We start from the raw sequence: 16,150 nt of genomic DNA on the forward strand, positions 1-16,150 counted from the left end.
TATCCTGCACCGATGCGCCTTCGCTCCCGCCTTGCCGCCCTCGGGCTGATCCTTCTCGCCGGCGGCGCGGCCCACGCGGCCGAGGTCACCGCGGTCCGTGTCCATGGCCTCGAGGAGGCGATGGAGGACAACGTGCTCGCCTCCCTCTCGCTGGTCCGGGGGCAGGGCCGGGAGATGTCGTGGCGCCGCCTCGGGCACCTGGTGCGGGAGGCCGAGGACGAAACCCGCGAGGCGCTTGAGCCGTTCGGCTACTACTCCCCCGAGATCCACGTCGAGCGCAGCGAGAGCGGGGATGGCCGCGGGAGCTTCGTGGTCGACATCACCGTGGTGCCGGGCGCGCCGGTCCGGGTGCGCCACGCCGACATCGCGATCGAGGGCGAGGGCACCGACGACTTCTACCTGCAGCAGGACCTGGCGGCGTTCCTGCCGCGGCAGGGCGACGTGTTCGAGCACCTGCTGTACGAGGCCAGCCGCAACCGCATCAGCCGCCGGCTGGGCGAGCGCGGCTACTTCGATGCCGACTTCATCAGCCGCCGGGTCGAGGTCACCCGCGCCGACGAGGCGGCCGACATCGAGCTGGTCTGGGACAGCGGCCCGCGCTACGACATGGGCCCGATCCACTTCGAGCAGACGCCGGAGACGATCATCCGCCAGTCCCTCCTCGACAAGCTGGTGTACTGGGAGCAGGGCAGCTACTACCACCAGGGCAAGCTGGACCGGCTGCGCGACTCGCTGACGCGGCTCGACTACTTCGCCGCCATCGACATCGAGCCTCGCCCGGATGATGCCGAGGGCCTGCAGGTGCCGGTGGACGTGGTGCTGACGCCGGCCAAGCGCAGCGTGTACAGCGCGGGCCTGAGCTACGGCACCGACTCCGGCGCCGGCATCCGGCTCGGCCTGGAGCGGCGCTACGTCAATACCCGTGGCCACAAGGCCCTGGCGCAGCTGGACTGGGCGCAGCGCCGCAAGACCCTGACCGCCCAGTACCGCATCCCCGCCTTCGCCTGGCTCGATGGCTGGTACACCTTCAGCGCCCAGGCCGCCGACGAGCAGACCGACTGGCTGGACAACCGCCGCATCGAGTTCGTCGCCAGCCGCAGCGGCGAGGTCAACGACCACCTCACCGCGATCGCGTCGCTGCACGCGCTGCGCGAGCGCTGGTCCTACGTGGCGGTCAACGGCAACGGCGATCCCGACCCGCCGGACTTCCGCTACGCGACCTACACCTTCCCCTCGATCCGCGCCGAGTACATCGACGCGGACGACCTGGTCTACCCGCGCGACGGCCTGGCCGGCACGCTGATGCTGCGCGGCGGCGTGGAAGGGCTCGGCACCGACGCCAACTTCGGCCAGGTCCGGGCGACGGTGAGCTGGTTCCGTGGACTGGGCGAGCGCAACCGGCTGATCGTGCGCGGCGAACTCGGCCACACCTTCACCGACGAGCTGGTGGCGATGCCGCCGAGCCTGCGCTTCTTCGCCGGCGGCGACCGCAGCATCCGCGGCTATGCATGGCGCGAGGTGGGGCCGCGGCACCTGGGACCCGACGGCAAGCTCTACGCGCTGGGTGCGAAGAACGTCGCCACCGGAAGCGTGGAGTTCGAGCACTACTTCACCGAGCAGTGGGGCGCGGCGGCGTTCGTGGACGGCGGCAGCGCCTTCGACAGTGACCCGGACTGGCACACCGGCGTGGGCGCGGGCGTGCGCTGGCGGTCGCCGGTCGGGCCGGTGCGCCTCGACGTGGCACACGGCCTGGACGACCCGGACTCCTCCTTCCAGATCTACCTCAGCGTGGGAGCGGACCTCTGATGGCACCGGTATTCCGCGAGCCCGGTCCCGGCGAGCCGACGCGCGAGGAGCGCGAGGCGCGCATCGCCGAACTGCGGGCCCGGCGCGAGGCGCGGCTGCGCAAGCTGGCGGTGCGCTCGGTGTTCGTGGCCGGCGGCCTGGTGCTGCTGCTGGTGGTGGTCGGCTACTGGGTGCTGGGCACGATCGGCGGCCGCGAGTTCCTGATGGCGCAGATCGTGGCGCGGCTGCCGGCCGACACCACGCTGACCTGGGAGCGCGCGGAAGGCCCCGCCTCCGGGCCGCTGGCGCTGTACGACGTGCGCTTTACGATGCCGCGCCAGCGCGACGCGGAGTGCGTTCCCAGCGCGGACACCCCGTGCGAGACCGGCACGCTGGAGTTCTTCGCCCGCAGGGTGATGATCGACCCCGCGCTGGGTCCACTACTGGGACGGCGGCTGCGCCTGGACGCGCTGGAAGTGGAGGGCGCGACCCTGCTGCTGCCGCACACCGAGGCGCCGTTCCGGCTGCCGGAATGGCCGGAGGTGCTGCCGGAGATCGCGCCGCCGCTGGACGTGCTGGCCAACGACATCCGCGTCGACGACTTCACCGTGCTCAACGAGGACGCCGCACCGGGCGAGCACGTGATCCACGTCCGCAGGTTGCGCGGCGGGCTGCTGGCCGAGGATGGCCGGCTGGAGCTGCGCGCCGTCGACGCCGACACCGACATGGGCCACTTCACCGCCGAGGGTACCTACGCGCCGCGGGACGACTATCGCACCGACCTGCTCGCCACCGCCGTGCTGCCGGCGGCAGCGGGCCGCACCCCGGCCCGGCTGGGCCTGGTCGCGCGTGGCGACCTGGCGGAGATGGAGGTCGCCGTCGCCGGGCGTGCCCCGGGCGAGGTACGCGCGACGCTGGTCCTGCGCGGCAAGCCCGACGGCGTGGTTGGCGACGGTCCCGGCATGGCCAGCCGGGAAGCGCCGCAGTGGCAACTGGACGCGTTCGCCGATGCACTCGACCCGGGCCTGCTGACCGGGGCGGAAGCGGACCCGGCGGCCGCGCCGATGGAGCTGGAGCTGCACGCGACCGGGCTGGCGGGTGACGCGAGGATGCGCGGTGAATTCCGCCAGGGCGACTTCGAGGTCCGCCTGCTGCCCTCGCGGGTCCACCTGGCCGAGCAGGCGATCGAGGTCGATCCGCTGGAGCTCGAACTGCTGGGCGGAACGCTGCGGGTAACCGGTAGTGGCGATTTCAGCGAACCGGGGGCGGGCCGCTTCCGCGCCGGCGTCGCGGCGCGCGGGCTGGAGTGGGGCGGCGGCGTGGATGCGCCCGATGGCCCGGTGGTCCGCGCCTCGGCCGAGCTGGGCATCGCCGGGGTGATGGACGACTGGACCGTCACAGGCGAGGCCCGGCTGGACCGCGGCGAGCAGCAGGCGACCGTGCGCGTGGACGGTCGCGGCGACAAGGAGCGCCTGCAGTTGCCGATGCTCGCCGTGCTGATGCCCGGCGGCGAGCTGCAGGGCAGCGGCCAGGTCGCGTGGGCCCCGGGGCTGGGCTGGGACATCGAGGGCGACCTGCGCGGCTTCGATCCGGGCTACTTCGCACCCGGTTGGGATGGCGCCGTCGACGGGCGGCTGGTGACCAGCGGCTCCACGCGCGAGGACGGCGGGCTGGACCTGGAGGCGGCGCTCACCGGCATCGGCGGCACCCTGCGCGGGCGCGCGCTGGACGGGGAGGCACGCTTCGCCATGCATGGTGCCACCAGGCCGGACGCGGCGAGCCGCTTCGAAGGCGAGGCCGCGCTGTCGGTGGGCAATTCGCGCATCGATGCCCGCGGCACCTTCGCCGAGGCCATTGATGCCGACATCGACCTGCGCCCCCTGCACCTGTCGGACCTGCTGCCCGGTGCGGGCGGCACCCTGCAGGGACAGGTCCGGCTGGACGGTCCGCTGCCGCTGCCCGGCATCGAAGCCGACCTGACCGGCGAGGGCCTGGCCTGGAACGACTACGCGGCCGCGTCGCTCCGCCTGGACGGCCGGCTGCCCGCCGCGGGGCGCGCCGGCGCTCTGCAGGTGAGCGCCAGCGGCGTGCAGGCGGGGCTGGCCCTGGATCGCGTCGAGCTGGCGGCGACCGGCACCCTGCAGGACATGCAGCTGCAGGGCAGCGCCGACGCGGAGCTGGGCAGCGTGGCGCTCACCGGCAATGTCGGGCAGCAAGGCGCCGGATGGAGCGGGCAGCTCGCGAGCCTCCAGCTGGACCCCGCGCGCGGCGCCGGGTGGACCCTGCAGCAGCCGGCCCGCTTCGCCTTCGGCGGCGGCAACCTGCGGCTGGACGGCGCCTGCCTGGCGTCCTCCGCGGGCGGCAGCCTCTGCGCCGATGCCGACTGGCCCCGCAACGGCCTGCAGGTCGACGGCAACGGACTGCCGCTCTCGCTGGCCGCGGCATGGCTGCCTGAACAGGAGCCGGGCCGTCCGTGGGTGCTCGATGGCGAGGTGGACATCGACGCTCTTCTCCGCCCGCAAGGCAACGGCTGGACCGGTCACGTGCGGGTCGACTCTGCCGCCGGCGGCCTGCGCGGGAGCGAACGGGCACGCAGCGCGCTGTTTGCCTACCGCAACCTGCAGCTGGAGGCCGAGCTGCGCCCGCAGGGCATCGACGCCACGCTCGCCGCCGACCTCAACGAACAGGGCCGCATCGACGCCACGGTGGTGACGGGCTGGGACGCGTACGCGCCGCTCAACGGCCAGCTCGACCTGCGGATCCACGAGCTGACCTGGCTGGAGCTGTTCTCGCCCGACGTGGTCGAGCCGGAGGGACTGCTGACCGCACGGCTGCAGCTGGGCGGAACCCGCGATGCGCCGGCAATCGGCGGCGAGGCGCGGCTCACCGGTTTCCGTACCGAGTTGCCGGCACTGGCGATCCGCATCGAGGACGGCACCGTCCAGCTGGATGCGCTCCCCGACGGCAACGCCCGCATCGCCGGCAGCATCCGCACGACGCCGGCCGCTGGTGGCGAAGGTGGTGGGGTCCTGCGGGTCGACGGCAGCCTCGGCTGGCGTGGCCAGGACACCCCGCTGCAACTGGCGATCACCGGCGAAGACGTGCTGGTGGTCAACACCCCCGACCTGCACGCCACCGCCAGCCCCGACCTGCAGGTGCGCTACCGGGCCGGCGAACCGCTGCGCCTGACCGGCTCGGTCACCGTGCCGGAGGCACGGATCGACCTGGAGGACCTGGACAGTGGCGTCTCGCCGTCCGAGGACGTCGTGGTGCTCGACCCCGTCGACCCGGAAGACACCGGGGGCCCGGCGGCTCCGCTGGACATGGACCTGGTGCTGCGCGTGGGCGAGGACGTCGAGCTGACCGGCTTCGGCCTGGACGCCGGCCTGGGCGGCGAGCTTCGGATCCGCTCCCGTCCGGGGCGCGAGATGGCGGCTTCCGGCCACCTGGACGTCCGCGGCCGCTACCAGGCTTACGGGCAGGACCTGCGGGTGCGCACGGGCCGGTTGAGCTGGTCGAACGACCCGATCGGCGACCCGGTCGTGAACCTGGTGGCCGAGCGGGTGATCGGCGACGTCACCGCCGGCGTGAACGTCACCGGCCGCGTCAGCAGCCTGGAGGCGGAGGTCTGGGCCAACCCGGCCAGCTCCCAGTCCGAGGCGCTCGCGTGGCTGACCCTGGGCCGCCCGTTGTCGACCCTGACCGGCGCCGAACGCGGCGAGCTCAACGCCGCCAGCGCCGCCCTCACCGCCGGCAGCGGCCTGCTCGCCTCCCGCGTCGGCGAGCAGATCGGCCTGGACGACGCCGGCCTGATGCAGAGCCGCGCGCTGGGCGGCAGCGTGCTGGGCGTCGGCAAGTACCTCTCGCCCCGCCTGTACGTCAGCTACGGCGTCTCGCTGCTGGGCACCGGGCAGGTGCTGACGCTGAAGTACCTGCTGTCGCGGGGCTTCGACATCGAGATCGAGTCGAGCACGATCGAGAACCGCGGCTCGGTGAACTGGCGGACGGAGCGGTAGTCCTTCCCTTCTCCGCGCACCGCCCCGTCCCTTCTCCCGCTTGCGGGAGAAGGTGCCCGAAGGGCGGATGAGGGCTGCTTTTGCTTTACCCCCTCGGCCCACCCATCGCCGGCAGGATCGCGCCGTTGATGTAGCTCGAGCACACCGGCGAGGCCAGCAGCACGTACGCCGGCGCCATCTCCTCCGGCTGCCCGGGCCGGCCCATGTCGCTGTCCTTGCCGAACTCGGCGACCTCCTCGGCGGGGCGGTCGGCGGGGTTGAGGGGGGTCCAGATCGGGCCGGGGGCCACGCAGTTCACGCGGATGCCCTTGCCCAGCAGCTGCGAGGCCAGGGATTTGGTGAAGACGTGGATCGCGCCCTTGGTGATCGAGTAGTCCAGCAGCTGCGGGCTGCCGAACAGCGCCACCTCCGAGCCGGTGTTGATGATGCTCGCGCCTTCCTGCATGTGCGGGATGGCGGCGCGCGCCATGCGGAAGTAGCCGCCGATGTTGGTGCGCAGGGTCTGGTCGAACTGCTCGTCGCTGATGTCGGTGATCGACTGCGCGTGCTGCTGGAAGGCCGCGTTGTTCACCAGCACGTCGAGCCGGCCGAAGGCCTTGAGCGTCTGCTTGACCGCCTTCTCGCAGAATTTCGTGTCGCCGACGTCGCCCTTCAGGACGATGCAGCGCGCGCCCTCGGCCTCGACCGCCTGGCGGGTGGTGTCGGCATCCTCGTCCTCGTCCAGGTGCAGCACCGCCACGTCGCAGCCCTCGCGGGCGAACAGCACGGCAACCGAGCGGCCGATGCCCGAGTCGGCCCCGGTGACGATCGCCGCCATGCCCTCGAGCTTGCCGCTGCCCTTGTAGTCCGGCGCCATGTAGCGCGGGGCGAGCTCCAGCTCGTGCTCGTTGCCGGGCTTTTCCAGGTGCTGGGCCGGCATCGGGTTGCGCGGCTGCTTGCGGGCGCCGGTCTTCGCCGGGGCCTTCTTCGCCTTCTTCCTGGGCTTGGCCTCGATGGCATCCTGCACCTCGCGCTGCTCGCGGGCGACCTCCTCGGCCTGCCGCGCGAGCTTGCGGCCGGGCTTGCCCTGGTCCGTCCCGCCGCCGGCGGCTCCGCGGGCCGCGGCTGTCTTCTTCGCGGTGGTCTTCTTCGTGACCGCCTTCTTGGCACTCTTGCTGGTCGCCATCGCCTCGCTCCTGGTGGGGGACTGCCGAGCAAAGCAAAGGCGGTGTTGGACGTGCGTGTAGGACGGCGGCGCCTACCCGTTCCGCAGCCGGTCGCGGTAGCGGCGGCTGCACGGGACCTGCGTGCCGCCGCGCATCAGCAGCCGGGCATCGCCGCTTTCCAGTGGCTCGATGGACTCGATCGCATCCAGGTTCACGATCCAGCTGCGGTGCACCCGCGTGAACCGCGCCGGGTCGAGCCGCTGCTCCAGCTCCGAGAGCGTCGTGCGCAGCGGATACTCGCGGCCGTGGACGTGCAGGTTTGCGTAGTTACCGGCGGCCTGCACGTGCTCGATGTCGCGCGCGGCGACCAGGAACTCGCGGCCCAGCTTGCGGACCAGGAAACGCTCCGGCCGGTCGACCGGCTCCACGGGGGCGCTGCCGTCGTCGGGCGGTGCCAGCAGCGCGGCCTCGCCCTGGAGCCGGCGCAGGACGAAGCGGTACAGGTGCAGCACCAGCACGATGCCGGCGAAGCTGCGGATGTCCTTGAGGTACTCGTACCCGAACTGGCGCAGCACGTCGCCGAAGTCGTACTCCAGGCCCTGCATCGCGTAGGCGGCCTCGCGCAGGACGACCATGCCGCCCACGTGCAGCAGCGACCAGGCGAGGCTGGCCAGCAGGTAGAGCGGCAGGTGCCGCCGCCAGGTGTCGAAGTGCAGCGGCCAGCGCGCGGTGAACCAGACCACCGCGGGCACGAGCAGCAGCACCATCAACCGGCTGGAGCCTTCCCAGACCCAGGGTTCCCACGCTGCGTACGCGAGCCCCTCGCGCACGTGGTCCATGTGCACCGTGAGGCTTGCGGCCACCGTGCCGACGACCGCGTCGATGACCCAGAACGCGATCTCCAGCGGCCGCCGGCGGGAGACGGGACGGGGCACCGGATGCGCGGCGCCGGTGGGCACGGCCGCGCCCGTGCCCACCGGCGTGGGGAGTTCAGGCATGCCGCGATTCTAGGGCGATGAACCAAGGGGCAGTGGCGACTCGTCCCGCCATTCCACCGTTCATCACTGTTCCCGCGGGATCAATCACTTGCGTGGAGCGCGACGCGGCCGTGCGGGCCAGCCTCGGTCCACCCCGACTGCCCCGCATCCCCATGGAACGCCGCCACGACATCGACACCCTTCGCGTCGCCGCCTTCGCGGTCCTGATCCTGTACCACGCCGGCATGGTCTACGTGGACGGCTGGGGCTTCCACGTGAAGAGCCCCCACGTACTCGGCTGGGTCGAGTGGCCGATGGTCCTGGTCAACCGCTGGCGGATGGCGCTGCTGTTCCTGCTGTCCGGCATCACGCTGGGACTGGCGCTGCCGCGGCGTTCACCACTTCGCTGGGCGGGTGACCGCAGCTGGCGCCTGCTGTTGCCGCTGGTGGCGGGCATCGTGCTGGTGGTACCGATGCAGGCGTACTGCGAGGCGCGCCTGCTGGGCACGGTCGAACCCGGGTTCTGGGCCTTCCTCGCCCGCTACCTCCAGCTGCGGCCGTGGCCGGAGGCCGGCTTCGCGGGCGCGGAGTACGGCTTCACCTGGAACCACCTGTGGTACCTGCCCTACCTGTGGGTGTACAGCCTGGTCGCGATCGCCGGCTGGGCGGCGCTCCGCGGGACGGCGGCCACGCGCGCGCGCGACTGGCTGTGCTCGCGCGGACGCTGGCTGCTGTGGACGCTGCCGCCGCTGTGGATGATGGCGGTGCTGGTGTGGATCGATCCCCGCTTCCCCAGCACCCATGCGCTGGCGGACGACTGGGGCAACCATGCCGAGTATTTCCCGGTATTCGTCGCCGGGCTGCTGGCCAGCCGCGGCGAGGGCTTCTGGGAGGGGCTGGTGAAGCTGCGCTGGCGCTTCGCGTCCGTGGCCTTTGCCGCGGCCACGGTCTACATGGGCCTGCGCGTGGCGGGGCGGGTGCTGCCGGCCGAAGCACCGGCGCTCCTGCCGCCGCAGGCGTGGTGGCTGGTTTCCCGCGCGGCCCACGCGCTGTACTGGTGGACGGCACTGTTGGCATTGCTCGCGTGGGGCAAAGTGCTGCTGGATCGTCCCTGGCGCTGGCTGCCCTACGCCACCGAGGCGGTGTTCCCCTGGTACGTGCTGCACCAGAGCCTGACCGTTGCCGCGGCGTACTGGCTGATCCCGTACGACCTGGGTCCGGTGGCCGAGCCGCTGCTGGTACTGATCGCGACGATCGGCGGGTGTGCCGTACTGCACGAACTGGTGATCCGCCGTACGCCGCTGCTGCGGCCGCTGTTCGGGCTTCCCGCGCGGCCGCGCGCCGGGCGGGCGCCGGCTCCGGCGGTGCTCCCGGCCCGGGCCTGACTTCAGCCGTTCGCGGGAGGGCCCTGCGCCACGCGCACCCGGGCTCCCCGTAGGGTTGGGATCCCACCCGCCACCTCGGTCCATACCGCCCGCACGCCATCGCCATCGGCGACGAGGTGCGGGAACCCGGTGCCACGGCCGCGGCCCTGCAGCGTCGCCAGCTCGACCTTCGCTGGATCACCCTGGCCGGCACCGTAGCGGGCAAGCCACAGCGACTGCCTGCCCGCTTCCTCGCGCAGCCAGAGCACCCAGGCCGCGCCGGCGGTGAGCACGACGTCCACCCGCCCCTGCACGGCCTCGCCCTCGTCCACGATCAGCGGCAGGTCGAAGCGGTCGCCGGCGTCGGCCGAACGCGCAAGCCGCACCTGCGGTGTCCCGCCGGCCGCGGTGTACCAGGCCGCCACCACGTCCTTTCCCGATGCCGCCACGGCCGGCCCGTTCACGGGGCACGCGCGCATTTCCCAGCCGTCGTCATGCACCGTGCCCAGCCCGGTCCAGGCGCCGTCCTCCAGGCGCGCGGCGGCGATGTCGCGGATCTCGCCGGGACCCCGGTCGCGGTACAGCAACAGCGGCCCGCGATCGGTGATCGCGACCGCGGTCTGGCAGCAGTCGCACACCCGCCCGTCGATGCGCACCTCGTCGAGTCGCTGCAGTCCGGCGTCGAAGCGCGCGGCCCGCAGCGTCATCGCGCCCCCGTGCGCGGCATGTCCTTCGCGTCCCGCTGCGGGCGGCGCGTCCGGCGTATGTGCCATTTCCCGGCCGTCCAGCCAGGCGATCCCGATTCCGTCACTGCCGGCGGGCCACAGCGACACGAACCCGTGCTCGGTGGGGGTGCCGTCGTCATTGACCAGCACCGGCACCGACCAGCTCCCGCCCTGGTCCACCGAGCGCACCAGCGCGACGTCGTAGGCGTAGGTCGCGGCGGCGGACTTCTGCAGCCAGTGCGCCCACAGCGCGCCGTCGGCCGTGGCCAGGATGTGCGGGAAATCGGCCCAGTTGACGAACCAGTCGCTGCCGCGGGCGATCTGCCGGCGCCCGGACCAGGCGTCCGCGGCCCAGCGCGAGAAGAACAGGGCATGGCCGCCCGCGTCCGGCTCCAGCCAGGACAGCAGCAGGTCGCCGTCGGGGGCACGGACCAGGTCCGCCTGCGCCGCACCGTCGGGTGCCGGGAGCGGCCAGTCCTCGGCCTCCAGCACAGGTGCGGCGGCGTCGACCGCGGGGGCCGGGGTTTCGTGTTCCGCCGGGCTGCAGGCGGCAAGCAGGCCGATCAGGCCAAGGACGGTCAGGATTCGCATGGCGGGAGGGTACCCCGCGTCCGCCGTGCGCGCTCCAGGTGGACCAGCAGCAGGGAGATCGCCGCGGGGGTGATGCCCGGGATCCGCCGTGCCTGGCCGACGGTCAGCGGACGGACCTGCTCGAGCTTGCCGGCGACCTCGGCGGACAGCCCGCGCACCCCGGCGTAGTCGAAGTCCTCCGGGATCGCGGTCTCCTCGTGCCGAAGCGCGCGCTCGATCTCCCCGCGCTGGCGCTCCAGGTAGCCGGCGTACTTGACGTCGATCTCGACCTGCTCGGCCACCGCCGGATCCTCCACCGCGGGTGCCAGCGAAGGCACCCGGAGCAGCTGCGCATAGTCGACCTCGGGGCGCCGCAGCAGGTCGCGCGCGCTGGTCTCCCGGCTGAGTTCGACGCCCAGGGTGGCGGCGATTTCCCGCCCCAGGGCGTTGCCGGGCGAGGCCCAAAGCGCCGCCAGCCGCGCCGACTCGCGCCCGATCGCCTCGCGCTTGGCCTCGAATGCCGACCACCGCGTGTCATCGACCAGCCCGAACTCCCGCCCGATGGGGGTCAGCCGCAGGTCGGCATTGTCCTCGCGCAGCTGCAGCCGGTACTCGGCGCGGCTGGTGAACATCCGGTAGGGCTCGCTGGTGCCGTGGGTGATCAGGTCGTCGACCAGCACGCCCAGGTAGGCCTGGTCGCGCCGCGGGCACCAGCCCTCCTCGCCCCGTACCTGCCGCGCCGCGTTGAGTCCCGCCAGCAGGCCCTGCGCGGCGGCTTCCTCGTAGCCGGTGGTGCCGTTGATCTGGCCGGCGAAGAACAGCCCTTCGACCGTGCGCGTCTCCAGCGTCGGCTTCAGGCCGCGCGGATCGAAGAAGTCGTACTCGATGGCGTAGCCCGGCCGGGTGACGTGGGCGTTCTCGAAACCGCGGATGCTGCGCACCAGCTCCAGCTGGACCTCGAAGGGCAGCGAGGTCGAGATGCCGTTCGGGTAGATCTCGGTGACGTCCAGGCCCTCGGGCTCGACGAACACCTGGTGGCTGGCCTTGTCCGCGAAGCGCACCACCTTGTCCTCGATCGAGGGGCAGTAGCGCGGGCCGATGCCTTCGATCTGGCCGGTGTACAGCGGGCTGCGGTCCAGCGCGCCGCGGATGATGTCGTGGGTGCGCTCGCTGGTGTGGGCGATCCAGCAGTCGACCTGGCGCGGGTGGTCGCCGCGGCTGCCCAGGAAGGAGAACACCGGCCGCGGATCGTCCCCGGGCTGGCGCTCGAGCACCGTGTAGTCGAGGCTGCGGCCGTCGATGCGAGGCGGCGTACCGGTCTTGAGCCGGTCGACCTTGAACGGCCCTTCGCGCAGCTTCCTGGCCAGGGTGTTGGCCGGCGGCTCGCCGGCGCGGCCCGCGGCATGCGTGGCCTGGCCGACGTGGACCTTGCCGGCCAGGAAGGTACCGGCGGTCAGCACCACGGCCGGTGCGTGGAAGCGCAGGCCGGTCTGGGTCAGCACGCCGGTCACCCGCCCGGACTCGAAGAGCAGGTCGTCGACGCCGGCCTGGAACACGGTCAGTCCGGGCTGGGCCTCGACGGCGCGGCGGATGAAGCCGCGGTAGAGGTTGCGGTCGGCCTGGCAGCGGGTGGCGCGCACCGCCGGCCCCTTGCTGGCGTTGAGCCGCCGCCACTGGATGCCGGCCGCGTCCGCGGCGCGCGCCATCACCCCGCCCAGCGCGTCGATCTCGCGCACCAGGTGGCCCTTGCCGATGCCGCCGATGGCGGGATTGCAGCTCATCGCGCCAATGGTCTCGATGGCGTGGGTGAGCAGCAGCGTGCGTGCGCCGGCGCGGGCGGCGGCGAGCGCGGCTTCGGTGCCGGCGTGGCCGCCACCGACCACGATCACGTCATGGCGGAAGAAGTCGTTCATGCCCTCGGGATTCTACCTTTGACGCCCCCGCACGCTGGTGTAGGTAAACCTTGGCACGGATCGTGCGTTTATCTTCCTGCACCTTGCAGGGCAGGCGCGCAGCGCCGGTTGGAATTGGAACAGGGGCCAACCACGCGCCTGCAAGGGAAGCCAGGGCCGGAATGTCGGGGGACGTCCGGCCCTTTTTTTTGCCTGCATGCCGGCCATTGGTGCCCCGTAACGCAACAAGCCCCGCACCAGGCGGGGCTTGTTGCGTTGTGGGCGCCGGCGCCGGACGAGGCCGGAACAGGGGGGATCCGTGATTCCTCGTCGGGCGCCGACATCGAAGCGGCAACCCGATTACGTCGCATTTGGACGCATCCTGTCAATACCCAACCGCGATCGCGTCACCCCGCCGCCCGCGAAGCGTGACCGGAGTCGCCCTTCATTCGACCTGCCGTGCGCCGTTGTCACGGGCCTGGCGGATCGCACGCCCCATCCGCGAACCACGATCATTGCTGCCGCGGTTGGCGGGCGGCCGCGGCGCGGACGCAGGCGGGCGCGCAGCGGGGCGTGGCGCCGTCGACAACGGACGACGCTCGACCGTCGGGGTCTGCTCCCTGCGGATCCGCTCGAGGTCGCGCCAGGGCGCGCGGTCGCGGTCGTTGCGCGGGCGGTCGTGCCCCTGGTCCGGGCGCGGGCGCACCACGATCGGCGGACGGTATCCCGGATACCCGTAGTAGCCACCTCGGTAGTAGCGCGGGCCGTACCAGCCACGATAGCCGGCGTACGGCCAGTACCCGTAGCCGCGGCCATAGCGGTAGTCGCCGTAGACCCGGTAGTCCGTCGACGGATAGCCGTGGTAGTAGTCGCCACGCGGGGAGTCGCGGTAGCCGTAGCCGGTGCTCACGCACCCGCCGAGCAGGACCACCGCCAACAGGGGGAGCAGGAGTTTGCGGAACATGGGTGTCTCCGGGTTCTGGCGCCAATACATTTCAAACGTACAGCTTCACCGCGCGTTGACCGCGGCCTGCGGGGCGACGTAAAGCGTTCAGGAACCCGCCGCGCCGGCCCGCCCCGGCGGATCGGCCGCGACCTGCGCCTGCAGCTGCGCCAGTCCCTCGAACATCAACAGGCGGGCGACGCCGACCCGCTCCTCCAGCGGCCGCGCGGCCAGCACCTCCAGCAGCGTCCCGACCGACCGGCAGCGCGCCTGGTGGTCCGGGCCCTGCAAGCCCGCCATGAACCCGTCCCGGGTGAGCGCGGCGCGCACCCCGGCCTGCTTGAGCGCCTGCCGCGCGGCGCCTTCGTCCCACGGCTGCGGCGGTGCCTGCAGCGCTCCCAGCATCATCCCGGCCGCCGCCGTGACCAGGCGATCGCGGCTGCGTGGCGGGAGGCGGCCTGCGGCGTCGTTGAGGCCGTCCAGCCCGCGATCGGCGCCCGGATCGAAGAGCGTGCACACCGCTGCGGCCTCCGCGGGATCACGGGCACTGGCGGTGATCGCCTGCAGCACCGCGTCGATCGCCTCCGGCGGCGCACGGCGGACGAGGTCCTCGCCCCCGGCCACCAGGAGGGTCGGATCCACGGCCAGCCACGACAGGTCGGGGGCCTGCTGCGCCTTCGCGGCAGGCAGCGCCAGCGCGGTCGACAGCACCAGACAGGCAAGCACGGGGTTGCGCATGGGCGGCACGCGGTTGCGGTACTCGGCCCGACTGTAGCGGCACCCGCCTGAATGCCGCGCCCCGGTCAACGGCCGCGGGCGCTGCGCAGCGCCTTCGCCTCGCGTTCGTCGGCGGTGGCGCTGCGCGCGGCGATCCAGCTGAAGACCACGATCCCGCCGATCACCAGCCCCGCGCCCAGCAACGAGCGGCCGCTCGGCCACGCCTCGCCCAGCCAGAGCACCCCGATGACGGTCGCGAACAGGATCTCCGACCCCTGCATCGCCTCCGCGGCCGCCAGCGGCACCGGCTTGTCGCGCACCATCCCCGTGGCCTGGAAGAACAGCACCGTGGCGATGATGCCCGCGCCCACGGCGACCCCGGCGGTCATCCAGACCTGTTCGACCGGGGGCGGTCCGGACACGGCGCCGGCGTACAGCGCCAGCACGATCCAGGCCGGCTGGCTGGCCAGGGTGAGGCCGAACACGCGCTGGGTGGCGTTGAGCTCCGGGACCCGGCCGGCGTTGCGCTCCAGGTGCAGCAGCAGCCCGCGGTTGCCGAGCGGATAGGCGAACGCGGCGATCGCCACCACCACCAGCGCGACCCAGCCGGCGCGGTCGATGCCGCCGCCATGGCCGGCCTGCATCAGCAACACGCCGGCCACGATCACCAGCCCGACCACCAGCGCCTGCCACGGGATCCGGCGCCGCTCGTCGTCGTACAGCAGCGGCGCGCACAGCGTGCCGGCCACCACGGTGAGCTGGAACGTGCCCGCGACCAGCCACGACGGCCCGCTGGAGGCGGCGTAGCTCAGGCCCATGTAGAAGACGACGAATCCCACCGTGCTCCAGCCGAGCCAGGCACCGGGGCGGGCGCGGATCGCCTGCCAGACCGGCCCCATGCCGCCCTGCCAGTGCACCAGCGGCAGCATCAGCGGCAGGGTGATGAGGTAGCGCAGGCTGGCGGTCCACGCCCAGTGGCCGCCGACGTTCGCCGCCGCCCGGTTGAGGACGTAGCTGGAGGTGAAGAACAGCGCCGAGGCGAGGGCCAGGCCCACGGCCAGCAGCGCGGTGGTGCGGCGGTCCACGGTGGCTCAGCGGCGCCGGACGCGGATCGCCGACAACGGGACCTGCACCTCGTCGACGCCGGCCACGCGGATCGGGGCCCCCGGCGGCGGCCCCCAGGCCTGGGCGTAGATCACCTCGCAGGTGACCGGCAGCATGCCGTCCCCGGTACGCATCGCCTCGTAGGCCGCGGCGGCCCGCTCGAACCTGCCGCGCCCGGTGAGGGTCCGCCGGCGCGTGGACAGTGCATTGGTCGCGCCCAGCTGGCGCAGCCTGCCCATCACCGCGGCCATGTCCGGCTCGGCGGCGTGGAACAGGTCGCGGTCGAGCACCGGGTCCTTGAACCCGGCCTCGATCAGCGCATCGCCGAACTGGCCGATCTGCACGAACGGGCTGACGTGCGGGGCATCGTCGGCGGCAGCGAAGGCGGAGCGCAGCTCAACGAGCGTGTCGTGGCCGAAGGTCGAGACCAGCAGCATCCCGGCCGGCTTGAGCACGCGCCGGAATCCGGCCAGCACCGCCGGCAGGTCATCGACCCACTGCAGGCACAGGTTCGAGAACAGCACGTCGACGCTGCGGTCCGCCAGCGGCAGCGCGCGGGCGTCGGCGCGCACCGGCTCCGGCCGCCTCGCAAAGGGATTCAGCTTGCGGCCGCCCTGGCCCCGCACCTTCTCCAGCATCCCGCCGGCGGAGTCGACCGCGACCACCCGTGCCTTCGGCCAGCGCGCCTGCAGGGCCGCGGCCTGGTGGCCCGGCCCGCTGCCGACGTCCACGACCAGCTCCGGTGGATCGCGGGCGAGCGCAGGATCATCGAGGTAGTCCAGCGACTCGGCCAGGCGGCTGCCGACCTCGCGGTGCAGCGCGTCCGCGTCGGCGTAGCTGCCAGCGGCGCGATCGAAGGCGCGGCGGACCTGGCGGGTGTCGAAGAGTTCGGCCATGGCGCCATTGTCGCCG

Annotated in this window: 11 protein-coding genes; 3 read left to right on the forward strand and 8 right to left on the reverse strand. The window is 72.7% G+C overall.

Annotated features, from left to right (window positions below; all coding sequences use genetic code 11):
• The first annotated feature begins 12 nt into the window (after nt 1-12).
• Complete coding sequence (locus tag G545_RS0110655) at nt 13-1,806, forward strand: autotransporter assembly complex protein TamA (protein ID WP_027070368.1); 1,794 nt, start codon at nt 13-15, stop codon at nt 1,804-1,806.
• Nucleotides 1,806-5,801 carry a translocation/assembly module TamB domain-containing protein gene (locus tag G545_RS0110660; RefSeq protein ID WP_043711706.1) on the forward strand — a complete coding sequence of 1,332 codons (3,996 nt, stop codon included), beginning with the start codon at nt 1,806-1,808 and terminating at the stop codon, nt 5,799-5,801. The genes G545_RS0110655 and G545_RS0110660 overlap by 1 nt, the downstream gene beginning before the upstream one ends.
• Nucleotides 5,802-5,886: 85 nt before the next feature.
• On the opposite strand, the gene G545_RS0110665 is transcribed toward G545_RS0110660, so the two are convergent.
• Entirely contained in the window at nt 5,887-6,966 is a 1,080-nt protein-coding gene (locus tag G545_RS0110665) for an SDR family oxidoreductase (protein WP_027070370.1), read from the reverse strand.
• A 72-nt stretch (nt 6,967-7,038) separates the two neighbouring features.
• A complete protein-coding gene (locus tag G545_RS0110670) occupies nt 7,039-7,944 on the reverse strand; it encodes a LytTR family DNA-binding domain-containing protein (RefSeq protein WP_081677856.1) in 906 nt (301 codons plus the stop codon).
• A gap of 152 nt (nt 7,945-8,096) precedes the next feature.
• Between G545_RS0110670 and G545_RS0110675 the strand changes: the two genes are divergently transcribed.
• Nucleotides 8,097-9,308: an acyltransferase family protein gene (locus G545_RS0110675; RefSeq protein ID WP_027070372.1), complete on the forward strand. Its 1,212-nt coding sequence runs from the start codon at nt 8,097-8,099 to the stop codon at nt 9,306-9,308.
• A gap of 2 nt (nt 9,309-9,310) precedes the next feature.
• Here the strand turns inward: G545_RS0110675 and G545_RS0110680 are convergent, their stop codons facing one another.
• The 6 genes from G545_RS0110680 to G545_RS0110705 form a co-directional block, all read right to left on the reverse strand.
• On the reverse strand, nt 9,311-10,603 hold the full coding sequence (locus G545_RS0110680; protein WP_052106924.1) for a sialidase family protein: 1,293 nt from the start codon (nt 10,601-10,603) through the stop codon (nt 9,311-9,313).
• The gene (gene mnmG, locus G545_RS0110685; RefSeq protein WP_027070374.1) at nt 10,591-12,495 is read right to left on the reverse strand and encodes a tRNA uridine-5-carboxymethylaminomethyl(34) synthesis enzyme MnmG; all 1,905 of its coding nucleotides are present in this window, start codon (nt 12,493-12,495) and stop codon (nt 10,591-10,593) included. Before mnmG ends, G545_RS0110680 begins: the two co-directional genes overlap by 13 nt.
• Before the next feature lie 424 nt (nt 12,496-12,919).
• Nucleotides 12,920-13,438, reverse strand: coding sequence for a hypothetical protein (locus G545_RS14460; protein WP_052106896.1), 519 nt, complete (start codon nt 13,436-13,438; stop codon nt 12,920-12,922).
• An 87-nt stretch (nt 13,439-13,525) separates the two neighbouring features.
• Complete coding sequence (locus G545_RS0110695) at nt 13,526-14,155, reverse strand: hypothetical protein (RefSeq protein ID WP_027070375.1); 630 nt, start codon at nt 14,153-14,155, stop codon at nt 13,526-13,528.
• Nucleotides 14,156-14,220: 65 nt separating this feature from the next.
• Nucleotides 14,221-15,219: a multidrug resistance efflux transporter family protein gene (locus tag G545_RS0110700; RefSeq protein WP_052106911.1), complete on the reverse strand. Its 999-nt coding sequence runs from the start codon at nt 15,217-15,219 to the stop codon at nt 14,221-14,223.
• Between the two features lie 6 nt (nt 15,220-15,225).
• On the reverse strand, nt 15,226-16,134 hold the full coding sequence (locus tag G545_RS0110705) for a methyltransferase domain-containing protein (protein ID WP_027070377.1): 909 nt from the start codon (nt 16,132-16,134) through the stop codon (nt 15,226-15,228).
• Nucleotides 16,135-16,150: the final 16 nt, after the last annotated feature.

This window comes from Lysobacter defluvii IMMIB APB-9 = DSM 18482 (assembly GCF_000423325.1).
Taxonomy (GTDB): domain Bacteria; phylum Pseudomonadota; class Gammaproteobacteria; order Xanthomonadales; family Xanthomonadaceae; genus Novilysobacter; species Novilysobacter defluvii.